At 71.3% G+C, this 18138-nt stretch carries 16 protein-coding genes and 1 pseudogene; 11 read left to right on the top strand and 6 right to left on the bottom strand.

The window, feature by feature from the left end; translation table 11 throughout:
• The first annotated feature begins 1 nt into the window (after position 1).
• On the top strand, positions 2–757 hold the full coding sequence (locus tag FEF34_RS11965; RefSeq protein ID WP_171052925.1) for an SDR family NAD(P)-dependent oxidoreductase: 756 nt from the start codon (positions 2–4) through the stop codon (positions 755–757).
• A 140-nt stretch (positions 758–897) separates the two neighbouring features.
• On the opposite strand, the gene FEF34_RS11970 is transcribed toward FEF34_RS11965, so the two are convergent.
• Together FEF34_RS11970 and fabG are read right to left on the bottom strand one after the other, a co-directional pair.
• Entirely contained in the window at positions 898–1845 is a 948-nt protein-coding gene (locus tag FEF34_RS11970) for an aromatase/cyclase (protein ID WP_138053166.1), read from the bottom strand.
• A gap of 29 nt (positions 1846–1874) precedes the next feature.
• Positions 1875–2660, bottom strand: coding sequence for a 3-oxoacyl-ACP reductase FabG (fabG, locus tag FEF34_RS11975; RefSeq protein WP_138053167.1), 786 nt, complete (start codon positions 2658–2660; stop codon positions 1875–1877).
• Positions 2661–2851: 191 nt separating this feature from the next.
• On the opposite strand from fabG, the gene FEF34_RS11980 reads away from it, so the two are divergent.
• The 5 genes from FEF34_RS11980 (at position 2852) to FEF34_RS12000 (ending at position 7865) form a co-directional block, all read left to right on the top strand.
• Positions 2852–3241, top strand: a complete 390-nt coding sequence (locus FEF34_RS11980; protein WP_138053168.1) for an antibiotic biosynthesis monooxygenase family protein — start codon at positions 2852–2854, stop codon at positions 3239–3241.
• Positions 3238–4497 carry a beta-ketoacyl-[acyl-carrier-protein] synthase family protein gene (locus FEF34_RS11985; RefSeq protein ID WP_138053169.1) on the top strand — a complete coding sequence of 420 codons (1260 nt, stop codon included), beginning with the start codon at positions 3238–3240 and terminating at the stop codon, positions 4495–4497. The genes FEF34_RS11980 and FEF34_RS11985 overlap by 4 nt, the downstream gene beginning before the upstream one ends.
• A 5-nt stretch (positions 4498–4502) precedes the next feature.
• Positions 4503–5780, top strand: coding sequence for a ketosynthase chain-length factor (locus FEF34_RS11990; RefSeq protein ID WP_138053170.1), 1278 nt, complete (start codon positions 4503–4505; stop codon positions 5778–5780).
• A gap of 71 nt (positions 5781–5851) precedes the next feature.
• Positions 5852–6838 carry a ketoacyl-ACP synthase III family protein gene (locus tag FEF34_RS11995; RefSeq protein ID WP_138057428.1) on the top strand — a complete coding sequence of 329 codons (987 nt, stop codon included), beginning with the start codon at positions 5852–5854 and terminating at the stop codon, positions 6836–6838.
• Between the two features lie 10 nt (positions 6839–6848).
• A complete protein-coding gene (locus FEF34_RS12000) occupies positions 6849–7865 on the top strand; it encodes an acyltransferase domain-containing protein (RefSeq protein WP_138053171.1) in 1017 nt (338 codons plus the stop codon).
• On the opposite strand, the gene FEF34_RS12005 is transcribed toward FEF34_RS12000, so the two are convergent.
• Positions 7843–8703, bottom strand: a complete 861-nt coding sequence (locus FEF34_RS12005; protein WP_138053172.1) for a class I SAM-dependent methyltransferase — start codon at positions 8701–8703, stop codon at positions 7843–7845. The genes FEF34_RS12000 and FEF34_RS12005 overlap by 23 nt on opposite strands.
• A 183-nt stretch (positions 8704–8886) precedes the next feature.
• On the opposite strand from FEF34_RS12005, the gene FEF34_RS12010 reads away from it, so the two are divergent.
• Genes FEF34_RS12010 through FEF34_RS12030 form a run of 5 tightly spaced genes read left to right on the top strand, consistent with a single transcriptional unit; the run spans position 8887 to position 14007 of the window.
• A complete protein-coding gene (locus FEF34_RS12010; protein WP_138053173.1) occupies positions 8887–9324 on the top strand; it encodes an ester cyclase in 438 nt (145 codons plus the stop codon).
• A 46-nt stretch (positions 9325–9370) separates the two neighbouring features.
• Positions 9371–10441, top strand: coding sequence for a methyltransferase (locus FEF34_RS12015; protein WP_138053174.1), 1071 nt, complete (start codon positions 9371–9373; stop codon positions 10439–10441).
• Positions 10442–10471: 30 nt separating this feature from the next.
• Positions 10472–11368: an alpha/beta fold hydrolase gene (locus tag FEF34_RS12020; RefSeq protein ID WP_138053175.1), complete on the top strand. Its 897-nt coding sequence runs from the start codon at positions 10472–10474 to the stop codon at positions 11366–11368.
• A gap of 11 nt (positions 11369–11379) precedes the next feature.
• Positions 11380–12693: a cytochrome P450 family protein gene (locus FEF34_RS12025; RefSeq protein ID WP_138053176.1), complete on the top strand. Its 1314-nt coding sequence runs from the start codon at positions 11380–11382 to the stop codon at positions 12691–12693.
• Between the two features lie 18 nt (positions 12694–12711).
• Positions 12712–14007, top strand: coding sequence for an activator-dependent family glycosyltransferase (locus FEF34_RS12030; RefSeq protein WP_138053177.1), 1296 nt, complete (start codon positions 12712–12714; stop codon positions 14005–14007).
• A 43-nt stretch (positions 14008–14050) separates the two neighbouring features.
• On the opposite strand, the pseudogene FEF34_RS41200 reads toward FEF34_RS12030, so the two are convergent.
• From FEF34_RS41200 to FEF34_RS12045, 3 genes and pseudogenes are all read right to left on the bottom strand, one after another.
• Positions 14051–14326 (bottom strand): annotated as a pseudogene (locus FEF34_RS41200) (transposase); the annotation flags it as partial.
• Positions 14327–14653: 327 nt separating this feature from the next.
• Entirely contained in the window at positions 14654–16948 is a 2295-nt protein-coding gene (locus tag FEF34_RS12040) for an ATP-binding cassette domain-containing protein (RefSeq protein WP_138053179.1), read from the bottom strand.
• Between the two features lie 738 nt (positions 16949–17686).
• Positions 17687–18118 (bottom strand): DUF2000 domain-containing protein, encoded by a 432-nt coding sequence (locus FEF34_RS12045; RefSeq protein ID WP_138053180.1) that lies wholly within the window; start codon positions 18116–18118, stop codon positions 17687–17689.
• Positions 18119–18138 lie beyond the last annotated feature (20 nt).

Raw genomic sequence — 18138 nt, forward strand, 5'->3', positions numbered from 1 at the left:
TATGGAGAACACACAGCGATCCGTGATCGTGACCGGCGGCGGCTCCGGCATCGGACGAGCCGTCGCGCGCGCCTTCGCTGCCCGGGGCGAACGTGTCCTCGTCGTGGGCAGGACTCCCGGTCCGCTGGCAGAAACGGCGGGCGGGCACAAGGACGCGCACACGCTGGCCGTGGACATCACCGACGCCGGGGCGCCGGAGGCGGTCGCCCGGGCGGTGCGCGAGCGGCTCGGCGGCGTGGTCGACGTGCTCGTGAACAATGCCTCCACGGCCGCCTTCGGACACCTGGGCGAGCTGGACCGGACCGCAGTGGAGGCGCAGGTGGCCACGAACCTCGTGGCCCCCGTGCTGCTCACCCAGGCGCTGCTCGGCCCGCTGGAGGCCGCTTCAGGTCTGGTGGTGAACATCGGTTCGGCGGGCGCGCTCGGCCGGCGGGCCTGGCCGGGGAACGCGGTGTACGGGGCGGCCAAGGCGGGCCTGGACCTGCTGACCCGGTCCTGGGCCGTGGAACTCGGTCCCCGCGGCATCCGCGTGGCCGGTGTCGCCCCGGGGGTGGTCGAGACCGGCGCGGGGGTCCGGGCCGGGATGTCCCAGGAGGCGTACGACGACTTCCTGGAGGCCATGGGGCCGCGCGTCCCGCTCGGGCGCGTGGGCCGACCCGAGGACGTCGCGTGGTGGGTGGTGCGGCTCGCCGATCCCGAAGCCGCCTACACCAGCGGTGCCGTCCTGGCCGTGGACGGGGGCCTCTCGGTGACGTGAGGCTCACCGGCCCGGAGCTCGGGCAGGGCGCCCTGCCCGAGCTCGCCGGGGGGCGAACCGCCCTGAACACCGGCCCGAAACGCGGCGGGCCCTGCCCCGAGGAATCGGGGCAGGGCCCGTGCCGGCTCGGGACGCTCGTCTCAGGCGCTGGACTCGGCGTACTGCCTGGCCGCTTCCAGGGTCAGCAGGCTGTTGCGGCCCAGGGCCCCGCGGACGAAGTCCACGGCGTCTGTCTCGGTCGCCCCCGCACCGAGGACGCCGGGGATCGCCGAGCGGGCCACGGACACAGTGTGGGCCGAGGTGACGGCGATCCCGTCCCCGTCGTCGGCGGGACGGACCGACCAGCGGCCGAGATGGAGCGTGAGCAGCGGCGGCGTACGCAGCTGCTTGTAGACGATGACACGCCGTTCGGGGAAGCACACCCGCACCGACGCGGTGGTGTGCACCGAGCCGTCCGCGGTGAGGGTGTCCATCTCCATGTGCTGGAGCCCCGGTTCCTCCTCCTTGACCGCGATCCGCGCGACGTGGGAGAGCCGCTTTTCCCAGAGGTCGCTGCGGCGGAGGAAGTCGTAGACGTCCTCGGCACGGCCGCGGACGACGACGGTGTCCTCGAAGGTCGTCGGCTCGGTGCCGTCGGGCCGTTCCAGCGCGGTGCGCAGGGACGCCAGTTCCGCTTCGCTGTTGCGGTCCACAGCCCGGTGGAGCCAGCCGATCGTCTCCGGGTCGTCGTCCACGGTCCGGAAGTCGTGCGTGAGCCGCACCCGGGTGCCGCCGTCGCCGGCTTCCTCGACGATCCATTCGCCGCCCATCGCGGCGACGGGGTGGGCGGACACCTCCTGCCGGAAACGGATGCGCCGCGCCCCCTCGTCGAACTCGCGCCGCGATGTCCAGGTGCGCAGCGAGCAGTTGGCGGTGGCCCAGATGCGTATGCGCTCGGTGGGGCCGGTGCGCTCGACCTGTTCGACGTGGACGCTGGGCGGGAACACGACGGGCCAGGCCCGAGCGTCGGCAAGCACGGCGAACACGGCGTCCGGAGCGGCGGAGGTGTGGATCTCATGCTCGGTCTGCTGAAGCGGTGACTCGGGCATCTGCCCTCCTGAGTTCGTGTCGCGGATGGTCAGTAACCACCGAGGCCACCACAGACGTTGATGGCCTGGGCCGTGATCGAGTCGGCGCTGTCGGAGGCCAGGTAGTGGACGATCCCGGCCACCTCCTCGGGTGTCGAGTAGCGTCCGAGGGGGATCTTCGCCCGGAACTTCTCCAGGACATCGTCCTCGGTGACGTCCCAGAAAGCGGCGTAGCGCTGCCGGACGCCCTGTGCCATGGGCGTCTCGACGTACCCGGGGCAGACGGCGTTGACGGTTATGCCCGTCCTGGCCAGCTCCAGCGCGACGGCCTTCGTGAAGCCGATCAGGCCGCTCTTGGAGGCGGAGTAGGGGGCGCCGAGGGCCACTCCCTGCTTGCCGCCCGTGGAGGCGATGTTGATGATCCGGCCCCAGCCGTGCTCCGGCATGCCGCCGTCGGCCAGGACGGCGCGGGTGACCCGGAAGGCCCCGTTGAGGTTGGTGTCGACGACGTTCAGCCAGAGGTCGTCGGGGATCTCGGCGGTCACACCACCACCGCCGCGGCCCGCGTTGTTGACGACGATGTCGATCGGCCCGAAGCGGTCGCGTGCCGTGCGAACCAGCCGGTCGACGTCGGCGGTGCTCCGCACATCGCACGGCGCGCCATCCACCTCCAGTCCCGATGCCTGTAGTTCCTTCACGGTGCCGGTGACGGCGCTCTCGTGGCGAGCGCACAGGAACACCCGGGTCCCGTCCCGGGCAAGCTTGCGCGCCACCGCGAGACCGATGCCGCTGGTTCCCCCGGTGACGAGTGCGACCCGGTCGGCTGCGTCGGACATGGTCCTCCCTTCGACGGAGGGCCAACCTCGCACCTCACGCTCGAGCCGCGCTTGACGACCCGGCTTCCAGAGGGGGTCGAGCGGCGCCGCAGAGGCTCGGAGTCCGGCGTGACGCACATATGCGGACTCGGCCGCACCGTCTCACCGACGCCCCTCCCACACACCTGGACCAACGGACCCGTGGAGCAGCAATGCCTCTGCCAGAACCGAACGACGCCGACTCCGGAACGGTGACGTTCGTCAACCGATTCACCCTGAGCGGATCCGCCGAGGACTTCGAGGCGGCGTTCGCCGAAACGGCCGAGTTCCTGTGCCGCCGGCCCGGTTTCCGCCGGCACACCCTGCTGGTGCCGGCGGACACCGGTCGCGGCCCGGCGGACGCCCGCCCGCAGTACGTGAACATCGCGGTCTGGGACGACGAAGCCTCCTTCCGCGCCGCCGTGGCGCACCCGGAGTTCCCCGCCCACGCGGCCGCTCTCCGGGCCCTGAGCACCAGCGAACCGGCCCTGTACCGGCACCGCCAGGTCCGGGTCGCGCCGGGCGTCCCGGCCCCGAGCGGGCCCGGAGGGCGGGCGAGGTGAACCGGCGGGTCGTCATCACGGGGATCGGCGTGGTGGCTCCCGGCGCCACCGGGACCAAGCCGTTCTGGGAGCTCCTGCTGTCCGGAACGACCGCCACCCGCGCCATCAGCACGTTCGACGCCACGCCCTTCCGCTCCCGTGTCGCCGCCGAGTGCGACTTCGATCCGGTGGCGGCGGGGCTTTCCGAGGAGCAGGCCCGGCGTCTCGACCGGACCGGGCAGTTCGCGCTGGTCGCCGGTCAGGAGGCGCTCGCCGACAGCGGGTTGCGGATCGAGGAGGCCTCCGCGCACCGGGTCGGGGTGTGTGTGGGCACCGCCGTCGGCTGCACCCAGAAGCTGGAGTCGGAGTATGTCGCGCTCAGTGCGGGCGGAGCGCACTGGGTCGTGGATCCCGGCCGGGGTTCGCCCGAGCTGTACGACTACTTCGTGCCCAGCTCCCTGGCCGCCGAAGTGGCCTGGCTCGCCGGAGCGGAGGGGCCCGTGAACATAGTCTCGGCCGGGTGCACCTCGGGGATCGACTCCATCGGGTACGCCTGCGAGCTCATCCGCGAGGGGACGGTGGACGCCATGGTCACGGGCGGCGTGGACTCCCCGATCGCGCCGATCACGGTGGCCTGCTTCGACGCCATCAGGGCGACCTCCGACCACAACGACACACCCGGGACCGCCTCACGTCCCTTCAGTCGCAGCCGCAACGGCTTCGTGCTGGGCGAGGGCGGTGCGATCGTGGTCCTGGAGGAGGCGGAGGCGGCCCAGCGCAGAGGTGCGCGGATCTACGCCGAGATAGGCGGCTACGCCTCGCGCGGCAACGCGTACCACATGACCGGGCTGCGCGCCGACGGCGCCGAGCTGGCGGCGGCGATCACCGCGGCGCTCGACGAGGCCCGCCGCGACCCCTCGGACGTGGACTACGTCAACGCCCACGGCACGGCGACGAAGCAGAACGACCGGCACGAGACCTCCGCGTTCAAGCGCTCCCTGGGGGAGCACGCGTACCGGGTGCCCATCAGCTCCATCAAGTCGATGATCGGTCACTCCCTGGGCGCGGTCGGTTCGCTCGAAGTGGCGGCGACTGCTCTGGCCGTGGAGTACGGGGCGATCCCGCCGACCGCGAATCTGCACGACCCCGATCCCGAACTCGACCTGGACTACGTGCCGGTGACGGCGCGTGAACATCGGGTGCGGAACGCACTGACGGTGGGCAGCGGCTTCGGCGGCTTCCAGAGCGCCATGCTCCTGAGCCGTTTCGAGAGGTGACCCCCATGACACGTACCGCGGCACGGACCGCGTCTTCGCAGCTCCCCTCGTCGGCCGCGGTCCGGCGGGGCGGCACGGGCCGCACTGTGGTGACGGGTCTCGGGATCGTCGCTCCCAACGGGCTCGGGGTGCGCGCGTACTGGGACGCGGTCCTGAAGGGCCGCAACGGCATCGGACCGCTGCGGCGGTTCACCGGCGACGGCCGCCTGGGCCGGCTGGCCGGGGAGGTGAGCGACTTCGTCCCCGAGGACCATCTGCCGAAGCGGCTGCTGGCGCAGACCGATCCGATGACCCAGTACGCGCTAGCCGCCGCCGAGTGGGCCCTGCGGGAGGCCGACTGTTCCCCGTCGTCGCCGCTGGAGGCGGGTGTGATCACGGGCAGCGCGTCCGGCGGCTTCGACTTCGGCCAGCGGGAGTTGCAGAACCTGTGGAGCAAGGGACCGGCCCACGTCAGCGCGTATATGTCGTTCGCCTGGTTCTACGCCGTCAACACCGGGCAGATCGCCATCCGGCACGATCTGCGCGGCCCGGTCGGCGTGGTGGTGGCCGAGCAGGCGGGCGGCCTCGACGCCCTCGCCCACGCTCGCCGCAAGGTCCGGGGCGGAGCCGAGCTGATCGTCTCGGGCGCCGTGGACTCGTCTCTGTGCCCGTACGGCATGGCGGCCCAGGTGAAGTCGGGCCGGCTGAGCGGCTCGGACGACCCGGCGGCCGGGTATCTGCCGTTCGACCGGCGGGCGTCCGGACATGTACCCGGCGAGGGAGGGGCGATCCTCACCCTCGAGGACGCGGAGCGGACCGCCGCGCGGGGCGCGGCGGTGTACGGGGAGATCGCGGGGTACGGCGCGAGCTTCGATCCTCCGCCCGACTCCGGCCGCCCCTCCACGTTCGCCCGTGCCGTCGAAACGGCACTGGCCGATGCCGGGCTGGACGCATCCGACGTGGCGGTGGTGTTCGCCGACGGCGCGGCCGTTCCCGAAATGGACGCGGCCGAGGCGGAGGCCCTGGCGTCGGTCTTCGGGCCGCGCCGGGTGCCGGTGACGGTCCCCAAGACCCTCACCGGCCGGCTGTACTCGGGCGCGGGGCCACTGGACGTGGCGACCGCGCTGCTGGCGCTGCGGGACGAGGTGGTCCCGGCGACCGCCCACGTCGACCCCGACCCGGACCTGCCGCTCGACGTGGTGACCGGACAGCCTCGGCCACTGGCCGGCGGCAGGGCGGCCCTCGTCGTCGCCCGTGGCTACGGAGGGTTCAACAGCGCTCTGGTGGTCCGGGTGGCGGCGTGAGCGTGCCGGACACGGCGCCCGGGGACGTCCACGTGGCCGGCTGCGGCGTCTGGCTGCCCCCGCCGGTGACCATGGAACAGGCCCTGGCCGCCGGCCACTGCGACCGCAGGCTCGCCTCGTCGACGGGGATGCTGTCGGTGGCGGTCGCCGACAAGGAGACCCCGGCGGAGATGGCGGCGCTGGCGGCCCGCGCCGCCCTGGACCGCTCTGGCGTCGAACCGGCCCACGTCGACCTCGTCCTGCACGCCAGCCTGTACTTCCAGGGGCACCATCTGTGGGCGCCGGCCTCCTACGTCCAGCGGGTGGCAGTCGGGAACCGCTGTCCCGCCATGGAGGTGCGGCAGGTGTCCAACGGCGGTATGGCCGCCCTGGAACTGGCCCGCGCGTACCTGTTTGCCGCCCCGGACCGGGTGACCGCGCTGATCACCACGGGCGACCGGATGCACACGCCGGGCTTCGACCGCTGGAGAAGCGACCCCGGCACGGTGTACGCCGACGGCGGCACCGCCCTCGTGCTCTCCCGGCAGGGCGGCTTCGCCCGACTGCGCAGCCTGGTGACGGTCTCCGAACCGGTGCTGGAGGGCATGCACCGGGGCGGGCACCCGTTCGGCCCGCCGTCCCCGGAGGAACAGCGGACCGTGGACCTGGACGCGCACAAGCGGGCGTACGTGGCCGAGGCGGGAAGCTCGTTCAGCGTCGCCCGGGTCTCGGCGGGTCAGGAGGAGGCACTGACCGGCGCCCTGGAGGCGGCCGGGGTCGGTCTCGACGACATCAGCAGGGTCGTGCTGCCGCACATGGGGTGGCGCCGGCTGAGCGCCGCCTACTTCAACAAGTGGGACATCGAACCCGAGCGCACCACCTGGGAGTTCGGGCGGCGGACCGGCCACCTGGGAGGCGGTGACCCCATCGCCGGGCTCGACCACCTCGTCGGCTCCGGACGGCTCGCCCCGGGAGAGCTGTGTCTGCTGGTCAGCGTCGGCGCCGGCTTCAGCTGGTCGTGCGCCGTCGTGGAGTTGCTGGAACGCCCGTCGTGGGCGGCCGCCCCGGCCGCCCGGTGAGGAGCCCGCCATGGATGCCCCCGCGATTCTCCTGATGTTCCCCGGACAGGGGTCTCAGCACGCGCGGATGGCCGCCGGCCTGTACGGACCCGAACCGGCCTTCACGGCCGCCGTGGACGAGGTCTTCGACGCGTACGACGCCGCCGGCCGCAGCGAGGGCGGACGGCTGCGTACCGACTGGCTGAGCGAGCACCCCGTCATACCGCTGGACCACGTCACCCGTTCCCAGCCGTTGCTGTTCGCGGTGGACTACGCCCTCGGCCGGATGGTGACGGCCACGACCGGCCGGCCGTGGGCGCTGCTGGGGCACAGTGTCGGGGAGATGGCGGCGGCCGCGCTCGCCGGGGTGTTCACGCTGCGCGACGCGGCGGGCCTCCTGCTGGACCGGGTGCGACGGCTGGCCCAGGCACCGCCCGGAGGGATGCTGGCGGTCGCCGCGGGCGGGGACGTGCTGGGTCCGTATCTCGGAGACGGGGAGGTGGTGGTCGCCGCCGTCAACTCGCCCCGCCAAACTGTTCTCGCGGGGCCCGTCGCACCGCTCGCCGGGGTCGCCCGGGCGCTGCGGGAGGCAGGGCTGACATGCCGTGAGGTGCCCTCGCTGACCGCCTTCCACAGTCCGATGCTGGCCCCGTACGCGGCGGGGGCGGCCGAGCGGTTCGCGTCCACGCGCGTGGCGGCTCCGTCCATCCCCTTCCGCTCCGGGTACCGGCCGGGTGCGGTGACCGGGCAACTGGCCGCCGACCCGTCGTACTGGGCCGGGCATCCCGTGGAGACGGTCCGTTTCTGGCCGGCGCTGGACGCGGTGCTCGGCTCCCGCACGGGCGTGGTCTGTGTGGAGACGGGGCCGGGGCAGGGGCTGAGCACCATCGCCCGCCGCCATCCGACGGTGCGGTCCGGGCAGAACTCGGTGGTGCCGCTGCTGCCGCCGCGGGCCGGCACCGCCGAGGCGGACCGGACGTCCGTGGCGGCGGCGCTGGCCGCGGTGCGCGAGCAGGGCGCCGTGCTCAGTGGGCGACCTGGGCGGTGACGAAGCGGACCGGCACGTCGATGGCGAGGGCCCCGGTGGCGTCACTCAGCTTGTCGAGTCCCTCGACGAGCCGTGCGCGCAATTCCGTTCGCTGGGCCTGCGGGAGGTTCTGCCACAGCAGACGCATGCCCTGGGTGTGGGACCAGTCCACCCACGCCTCGCTGGACAGGGCCGTCATCCGCACCGGCTCGTCGGTGACGGTGACGGAGGTGTAGCCGCAGCGTTCCAGGGTGCGGACGAGATCTTCGACCCGCTCCAGCCAGCTGTTGAACCGCCGAACCAGCGCCTCGGGCCGCCACTGCTCGGGCAGGTGCTCCAGCAGCGCCTGCGGGATGAGCGGGGTGAACTCCGGTGGCAGGAAGGGGAACGTGCCGGCGCGGAAGACCGGGCTGGTGAACGCGATCCTGCCCCCGTGGTCCAGGATTCCGGCGTAGCGCGCCAGCGCCCCCACCGCGTCCGGCAGGAAGATGACGCTGTAGCTCCCCACGGCCAGGTCGAACGAGCGCGGCGGGAATTCGGGCGTCTCCGCGTCCATCACATCGAGGGCGATATTCCGCAGACCGCGTGCGGCAGCTTCCCTGCGAGCTTCATCGATCATTCCGGGAGCGATGTCGATTCCGTGGACGTGCCCCCGAGGGCCGACCTTTCGCAAAGCCGGGAAAAGGCATGCGCCGCGCCCGCAGCCTATGTCGATCACTCGTTCACCGGCGGCCGGCTCGGCCATTTCCACCAGGCGGTTGCCCATGGGCGTGAAGAATTGCACTCCCAGCCGGTCATAGGTCGACGACGACTGGTCGAAGGCGTGTGCCACCTGCTCTTTGTAGGACGAGTCCTGCATCCTCGGCTCCTGCCTCTGCGATTCCGTCTCTTCCCGACTTCCCAGTTTTCGACCCGCACTTGAAGGGCGGTGGAGTGCCGTTCGAGGCACCCCCGAAACCCTTGTACGCCGCCGCAGGCGGAACAACAATCGTTGACGCGGCCGCTGCCGGTGTCGCCGTTTCCGGTACGGGAGGGAAAAATCATGAGCATGCAGATCGATCTGGTCCGCCGCATGGTGGAGGCATACAACACGGGAAAAACCGACGATGTCACGGAATTCATTCACCCCGAGTATCTGAACCCCGGCGCACTGGAGCACAATCCGGATCTGCGCGGCCCGGAGGCGTTCGCGGCCGCCGTCACCTGGCTCAAGTACGCCTTCTCCGAAGAGGCGCACCTGGAGGAGATCGGTTACGAGGAGAACGGCCCGTGGGTGCGGGCGAAGCTGGCCCTCTACGGCCGGCACGTCGGCAATCTCGTCGGCATGCCGGCGACCGGGCGCCGGTTCTCCGGTGAGCAGATCCACCTCATCCGCATCGTCGACGGCAAGATCCGCGACCACCGCGACTGGCCCGACTACCTCGGCACCTACCGCCAGCTCGGCGAGCCCTGGCCCACCCCCGAGGGCTGCCGCCCCTGAGCTCTCCTTTACCCGCCGACGCCACGACAGGAGCACGGAAGCACCCATGACAGCCGAACAGACGGTCGCTGCCCGTCCGCAGCAGATCGACGCCCTCAGGACACTGATCCGCCTCGGAAGCCTGCACACCCCCATGGTCGTCCGGACGGCCGCCACCCTGCGGCTCGTCGACCACATCCTGGCCGGGTCCCGCACCGTGGAGGCCCTGGCGGCCAGGACCGACACCCGGCCCGAAGCACTCCTGAGGCTGATCCGCCACCTGGTGGCGATCGGGCTGCTGCAGGAGGACGCACCGGGCGAGTTCGTCCCGACCGAGGTCGGGGAGCTGCTCGCCGACGACCACCCGGCCGCGCAGCGCGCCTGGCACGACCTGACGCAGACCGTGGCGCGGGCCGACATCTCCTTCACCCACCTCCCCGACGCCATCCGCACCGGCCGTCCCACGTACGAGTCGATCTACGGCAAGCCGTTCTACGAGGACCTGGCCGGCCGCCCCGGCCTGCGCGCGTCCTTCGACTCGCTGCTCGCCTGCGACCAGGACGTCGCCTTCGACGCGCCGGCCGCCGCGTACGACTGGACGAACGTCCGGCACGTGCTCGACGTGGGCGGCGGCAAGGGTGGCTTCGCCGCGGCCATCGCGCGCCGGGCCCCGCACGTCTCGGCGACCGTCCTGGAGATGGCGGGCACCGTGGACACCGCCCGCGCCTATCTGAAGGACGAGGGTCTCTCCGAGCGCGTCGACGTCGTCGAGGGTGACTTCTTCCAGCCGCTTCCCCGCAGGGCGGACGCGATCATCCTCTCCTTCGTCCTGCTGAACTGGCCGGACCCCGACGCCGTCCGGATCCTCACCCGCTGCGCCGAGGCCCTGGAGCCCGGCGGGCGCATCCTGATCCACGAGCGCGACGACCTCCACGAGAACTCGTTCAACGAACAGTTCACGGAGCTCGATCTGCGGATGCTGGTCTTCCTCGGCGGTGCCCTGCGCACCCGCGAGAAGTGGGACGGCCTGGCCGCGTCGGCGGGCCTCGCGGTCGAGGAGGTGCGGCAACTGCCCTCGCCGACCATCCCGTACGACCTCTCGCTCCTCGTCCTTGCCCCCGCGTCCACCGGCGCCTGACACACGAGGAACGGGAAGGGTTGGTCAGCGATGCCGACACGCACGATCACCCACGACGAGGTGACCCTGTGGAGCGAGGGGCTCGGCGACCCGGCCGACGCCCCGATGCTCCTGATCGCCGGCGGCAACCTCTCGGCCAGGTCATGGCCGGACGAGTTCGTCGAACGCCTGGTCGCGGCCGGGCACTTCGTGATCCGCTATGACCACCGGGACACCGGGCGCTCCTCCCGGTGCGACTTCGAGCTCCACCCCTACGGCTTCGACGAACTGGCCGCCGACGCGCTGGCCGTCCTGGACGGCTGGCAGGTCCGCGCCGCCCATGTGGTGGGCATGTCGCTGGGCCACACCATCGGCCAGCTGCTCGCCCTGGACGCTCCGGAGCGGCTCCTCACCCTCACCGTGATGCTGGGGGGCGCGCTCGACGTCGACTTCGACGCCGACCTGGAGGCGGCCCTCAAGGGTGAGCCGTCCGTCAGCGGACTGCCCGTGCCCACCCAGCGGTTCCTCGACATGATGACGCTGCTTCAGCAACCTGCCGAGACTGACGAGGGGCGGCTGGAGCGCCGAGTGGAGAAGTGGCGCCTGCTCAACGGGAAGGGAGTGCCCTTCGACGCCGACGAGTTCCGGCGCCGCGAACTCCTGGCCGCCGGGCACGCGGGAACGTTCGACGAGCCGATCGTGCACCACATGATCCCGCAGCCGCCGGTGTCGCGGGGGGCGGAGTTGTCCCGCGTCACCACACCGGTGCTGGCGGTCCAGGCGATGTGCGACCCCGCGGCCCCGCCGCCGCACGCCCGGCACCTCGCCGACCGGATTCCCTGCGCCCGGGTAGTGGAGATCGAGAACATGGGGCACGCCCTGCCCCTCGCGGTCCACGAGCCGCTGGCCGCCGCCATCTGCGCCCACACCCGGGCCGCGACAGTGTGAGGAGCACCACGATGCCCACACCCACGTACGCGCCGCCGGCCGCCCCGACCGACAGCGAGCTGGGGCGCCATCTGCTGACCGTGCGCGGCTTCCACTTCGTCTTCGGCGCGCTGGGCGACCCCTATGCCCGGCGACTGCGCGGCGAGGCCGATCATCTGTCCCTCGGTGAGCTGGTCCGCGGCCGGGGCCCGCTCCACCGCAGTGCGCTCGGCACGTGGGTGACGGCGGACGGCGGGCTGGCGGCCCGCCTGCTGGACGACCCGCTGCTGGGTCCCCGGCACCCTGCCTCCGAGGGCCCGCAGGAGCACGTGCGTGACAACGTCTGGGAGACCTGGCGGACCTGTCACGTCACTCCGCTCGGCGAGGACCTGCTGCCCCCGGCCGCCGAGCACGACCGTCTCGCGGCCCTGCTCGGTCCGGTCCTCGGGCCCGGTACGTGCACGGCGTGGCAGATCGACGCGGAGCGTGCGGTGCATCGGGTGCTGGACGGTCTGCCGTCGCACTTCGACCTGGTGTCGGACCTGGCGCGGCCGGCGGTCGCGAGCTCGCTCGCCGCCGTCCTGGGCCTCCCGGACGCTGCACGTGCGGTACTGCCGGACCTGCTGGCCGCCTGCGGTCCGGTGCTCGACTCCGCCCTCTGCCCGCCGCGCCTCCCGGTGGCCCGGGCGATGACGCAGGCGCTGCGCCGCGTCCGGGAGCTGATGGACGCGGCCGTGGCCGACCACCTCACCGCACCGGCAGACGGCGCGCTGAGCGCCCTGCTGGCCGTGGAGCCCGATGGCGGACGCGATCCCGGGGACACCGTCACGGCCGCGGTGCTGAGCACGGTGGTCGGAGCCGAGACGGCGATCACCACCGTGGCGAACGCCGTCATGGCTCTGCTGGAGCACGGCGAGCAGTGGTCGCTGCTGCGGGCCGATCCCGAAAGGGCGGCGGACGCGGTCGAGGAGACCCTCCGCTGGACCCCGCCCGTGACACTGCGCAGCCTGATCACCCAGGGAGAGGTCGAGATCGGCGGCGAGACGCTGGAGGCGGACCAGCACGTGGTGGTGCTGGTCGACGCCGCCCAGCGGGACGCGGAGCTGTACGAGGACCCGGACCGCTTCCGCCTCGACCGCCCCCGTAGCCCCGGTTTCACACACGTGGCCCTGGCGGGCCGGGACCACCTGGGGCTGGTCGCCCCGCTCGTCCGCGTGCTGTGCACCGCCGTCCTGCGGGCGGTGGCCGAGCGGCTGCAGGTGCTGCAGGCCGAGGGCGAGCCGCTGCGGCGCGGGCGCTCCCCTGTGGTCCGCGCCGCGCTCTCGCTGCGGCTGGCCCAGAAGTGACCCGGGGAGGGTGACCCGATGAAGGTGCTCGTGACGGCGTTCGCCATGGACGCGCACTTCAACGGTGTGGTGCCGCTCGCCTGGGCGCTGCGGGCGGCCGGGCACGACGTCCGGGTGGCGAGCCAGCCCGCTCTCACCGACAGCATCACCCGCGCCGGGCTCACGGCTGTGCCGGTGGGTACGGACCACCAGGTGCAGGCGGCGATGGGGGCCATGGCGCCCGGCGTGTTCGCGCTGCACCGGAACCCGGACTACCTGGAGAACCGGCCGGAGCTGCTCGACCTGGAGTTCCTCGAAGCGTCCACGTCCATGCTGACGGCGGCGTTCTACGCCCAGATCAACAACGACTCCATGATCGACGAGATGGTGGACTTCGCCCGCTGGTGGCATCCCGACCTGGTCGTCTGGGAGCCCTTCACCTTCGCCGGCGCGGTGGCGGCCCAGGTGACCGGCGCGGCGCAGGCCCGCCTGCTGTGGGGCCCAGACCTCTTCCTGCGGGTGCACGACCGGTTCCAGCAGGTGCTGGACGAGGTGCCGGCCGAGCGCCGGGACGACGCCCTGGAGGAGTGGCTGACGTGGACGCTGGAGCGGCACGGTGCGGCCTTCGGGCCCGCGGTGATCAGCGGCCACTGGACGATCGACCAGATGCCGCCGAGCGTGCGGTTCGCCACGGCCCGCCCGACGGTGCCGATGCGGTTCGTCCCTTACAACGGCCCGGTCCCGGCGGTGGTGCCACCGTGGCTGCGGGCGGATCCCGGGCGCCCGAGGGTCCTGCTCACTCAGGGCATCACGGAGCGCTCGACGGGCTTCACGGGACTGCCCCGGGCCGGTGAGCTGCTGGCCGCGATCGCGGAGCTGGACGCCGAGGTGGTCGCCACGGTCAAGGCCGAGGAGCGCGACGGCCTGCCGCCGCTGCCCGGGAACGTGCGGGTGGTGGACAGCCTGTCCCTGCACGTCGTCCTTCCGAGCTGCGCGGCCGTCGTGCACCACGGCGGCGCCGGCACCTGGGCGACGGCGGCGCTGCACGGGGTGCCTCAGCTTGCCCTCGCCTGGCAGTGGGACGACGTCTTCCGGGCCGGGCAGCTGGAGAAGCTCGGCGCGGGGATCTTCCTCCCGCCGCACGGCGAGGGCGCCTCGGCCGGCCGGGTCAGGGACAGGCTGGCTCAGGTATCGGCCGAGCCGTCCTTCCGGCAGGGCGCGGCGCGGATCCGCGCGGAGATGCTGCGGACCCCGGCACCCGGTGCGGTGGTGCCGACGCTGGAACAGCTGACGGCCCGGCACCGTGCGCCGGCCGGGCGGGGCGTCCGGCGCTGACTTGGTCTTAACCTGTGCGGCGTGGACGAGGAGTCGTGGACTTCTTCGGCAGCGGCACCGCGGCAAGGGCCCGACGCGGCCGGGCCACCTCCACCCGGCCGGCGGCCAGGGCGTCATAGAGCCCACCGTGCCCGCGACGGTGTTCGCCCACCAGCGACAACTCCACCAGAGACCGGACCGGGCCGTCCTCACACTGCACGGCGTCGGCCCGCTCGAACAGCGCGTCCGCACGTCCGGTCAGGCAGGAGTGGAACTCACCCCGGAAGCACGACAGTTCCGCGAACGGATCCTGCCGGACTGTGTGATGCAGCAGACTCATCCCCACGGCCTTTCATGCTGGGCGTGTGTGTTCCTATTGCCGCGTCAGGCGAGGTTTGCCCGTCAAGGAGCGGCGTCCGGTGCACGGGGCCTCCCCCGGCCCTCGGGGCCGAGGGGGTGGGGCCTCCCCAGGCCCTCCCGGGCCGAGGGGAAGATCGCAAGGCGCCGGATCGACCTCGTAGGGGGCCTACTCGGTTGATCCGGCAACGCCGCGAGTCGCCGTGCCGGGCGCCGCGACGGGGCGAACGTCGCCTGATGCGGCCCTGGGTCGGAGCACCTGCTCAGCCGAAGGCATGGCGGGACGCCGCTCAGCACCCGGGGTCAAGGATCAGCGCGAGGCCCGGTGGTCGGCCTTGGAACCGGCACCCGGCAGGGACGCGGCGAGGAACCGCCCGGTGACGGAGTGCTCGGCCTCCGCCAGGTCGGCGGGGGTGCCCTCGAAGATCACCCGGCCGCCCTCGCTGCCGCCCCCGGGGCCGAGGTCGACGACCCAGTCCGCCTGCCTGACGACGTCGAGATTGTGCTCGATGACGATGACCGAGTTCCCCTTCTCGACGAGGCCGTCGAGAAGGCGGACGAGGCTGTCGACATCGGACATGTGGAGTCCGGTGGTGGGCTCGTCCATGACGTAGACGCTGCCCTTCTTCCCCAGCTCCGTGGCGAGCTTGATGCGCTGGCACTCACCGCCGGAGAGGGTGTTGAGCGGCTGCCCGAGCTGGAGATAGCCGAGGCCGACCTGGTTGATGGAACGGAGGGTCCTGGCGACCTTGGGCTCGGTGAAGAACTGGGCCGCCTCCGCGGCACTCATCGACAGCACGTCGTGGATGTTCTGCCCGCGCAGGGTCAGGCGCAGGACGTCCTCGGTGAAACGCATGCCCGCGCAGACCTCGCAGGTCGTGATCATCGGATCCATGAAGGCGAGGTCGGTGTAGATGATGCCGTGTCCCTGGCAGGTGGGGCAGGCGCCCTCGGAGTTGAAACTGAACAGTGAGGGGCTGACCTGGTTCTCACGGGCGAACAGCCTGCGGATCTCGTCCATGATGCCGGTGTACGTCGCCGGGTTCGAACGCCGGTTGGTGGTGACCGCGGACTGGTCGATGACGACCGCCGAGGGGTGCTGCCGCAGCAGTACGTCGTGGATGAGCGTGCTCTTCCCGGAGCCGGCCGGTCCGGTGACAGCGGTCAGAACGCCGAGCGGAATCCGTACGCTGATGTCCTTGAGGTTGTGGATCCGGGCTCCCGTCACCTCCAGGTGCCCCCTGGGCTCGCGGAATCGCTCCTTGATCGGGGGGATCCTGCGGAGGAACCGTCCGGTCGGCGTGTCCGCCTCTGTGAGACCCCGGACGTCGCCCCGGTAGACGATCTCGCCTCCGCACCGCCCGGCCCCGGGCCCGAGGTCGATGACGTGCTCGGCCATCTCGATGATGTCGCGGTCATGCTCGACCACCAGCACGGTGTTGCCCTTCTCGGCCAGTTCCATCAGGAGCCGGCTGAGCCGCTGGACGTCACTGGGGTGCAGGCCGATCGTGGGCTCGTCGAAGATGTACACCATGTCGACGAGCGAACTGTTCAGGTGACGCACCATCTTGATGCGCTGTGACTCGCCGCCGGAGAGCGTGGAGGTCTCACGGCTGAGGCTGAGGTATCCCAGCCCCAGTTCCATGAGGTGCTGGAGCCGCTCGATCAGACTGGCCGTCAGGGGGGAGACGGAGGACGCGTCGACCTTCTTGACCTCCTCCATCAGGTCGGCGATCTCCAAGGAGGAGAGTTCGGCGATGTTCCGGCCGTTGATGCGGCAGCCGAGCGCCTGCCGGCTGAGCCGTTGCCCCTTACAGGTGTCGCAGGGCCCCCGGGTGACGACCTGCTCCAGCGCCACCCGGTTCTTCGCGCTCATCTCGTCCGGCTCCTTGCGCAGGTAGAGCCGGTTGAACTTGTCCATCAGCCCTTCGTACTTGGAGTTGATCTTGCCTCCTTGCCACTCCAGAGCAATCGACCCCTGGGTCCCGTACAGGAACGCCTGCCACTCGCTCTCGGTGTAGTCGCGGAGCCTCTTGTCGTTGTCGAAGAGGCCGGAATTGGCGTACAGCTTCCAGAACCAGCCACCGACATTGAAGGCGGGATGCCGGATGGCGCCCTCATTGAGGGATTTGGACCTGTCGAGCAGCTTGTCGAGGTCGACCTGAACCCGGTGGCCGAGGCCCTCGCAATCGGGGCACATTCCCGAGGGGTCGTTGAACGAGAAGGCGTTCGAATAACCGATCCAAGGCTGGCCCACCCGGGAATAGAGAAGCCGGAGCAGGGCGTAGATGTCGGTGATCGTCCCGACGGTGGACCGCGCGTTCCCTCCGATCCGCTTCTGATCGATGATCACCGCAGCGGAGAGGTTCGCGATGTCGTCGACGTCGGGCTGACCGTACTTGGGCAGGCGATTGCGCACGAACGCGGTGAACGTCTCGTTGAGCTGCCGTTGGGATTCCGCCGCGATTGTGTCGAACACCAGGGACGACTTTCCCGACCCCGATACCCCCGTGAACACGGTGACCTTGTGCTTCGGCACCTCCACGGAGATGTCCTTGAGGTTGTTCTCACGGGCACCGATGATCTGAATAGCCTTCTGCTGCATGAACATCCTCACATCGACGGAAGAGGGCCACTTCTCACGCTACCGTCGATTGCGGACAGATCCTGGCCGCAATATCGACGAGGCCCCGTCGTCAGATGACGGGTCCTCGAAGTCGGTGTGGTGCCGCCTTCCGCACCCTCCAGGAGTTCGAGGAGCGCGTCACACGTCTCACCGAGCTGGGGAAGAAGGCAGCGGCCCTGGCGCGGCACGGGCCGACCAACGGGACCCTCGTACCTCCGAGGGACGATTCCGGCGGGCGGCCTGGCGGCCGACCAGAGGGCTTCGGAGGGCTTCGGAGGGCTTCGGAGGGCTCCGGCTCCACGGAGAACGGAGCCGCCACGGAGTGGCACCTGACCCCCCGCCCGCACGTCCTCTGCTCACGCCGCACGAAACCCGCGAGGACAACGGAGTACGAGACCCGGCCCTCCACCAGTCGCCGGAAGCCACCGTGCCGCGGGAAGCCGTTCGCCGCGCGGGTCGGTGACCTCGATGCGGACGCCGCCGGATGCGGTCGCGCAGGCGAGGGCGACCCCGCGCACGAGTCCGCCGATCCGGGCGGCCGGAGCTCTTCTGTGCCGAGGACGATGAGAAGTCGCCATTCGGCACATGGGGACGACCGCCTTGGAACCGGCGAAAGCGCTCCCCAAGAATGCCGTGGTCGCGAGCAGGCAGAGGTTGGCGTTCGCCGAATTGTTCCGCGAACTCATTCCGTTCTGCACGACACGTCGCCGGGGCCGCTCACGGGTGCATACGAGCACCCTTGACGATCTTGTCCACCGCGTTGCGCGGCCCGTGTACCGCGAGGCCGACCAGGTCGAGCTGGTCACGGCGGACGGCGCGCACGGCGGCCCGGTTGTCCCGGTCGTTGTTGGTGGTGAAGAGGTCCGTGGTGAACACGGACAGGGGAACGGCCCTGCCGACGGCGCGCTGATGGCACGTCGTCAGCTGCTCCTTGTTCGCCTCGAATACGAGTACCGGCTGCCGGAACATGGGGAGGTACTCGGTGCCGTCGGCATCCGCGTAGGGTTCGCCGATCACCTCCGGCTCCTTTCGGCCGATGCCGCTGACCAGAAACGCCGTCATGTTGAGGCGCTGCCACATCTGAAGATCATCGCGCAGGACCACGGCGATCTTTGTCTCGAAACGAACGGGTTCGCTGACGGTTTCCATGGAGTTGATTCAACCCGGTG

Origin of the sequence: Streptomyces marianii, assembly GCF_005795905.1 — a bacterium.
Taxonomy (GTDB): Bacteria; Actinomycetota; Actinomycetes; order Streptomycetales; family Streptomycetaceae; genus Streptomyces; species Streptomyces marianii.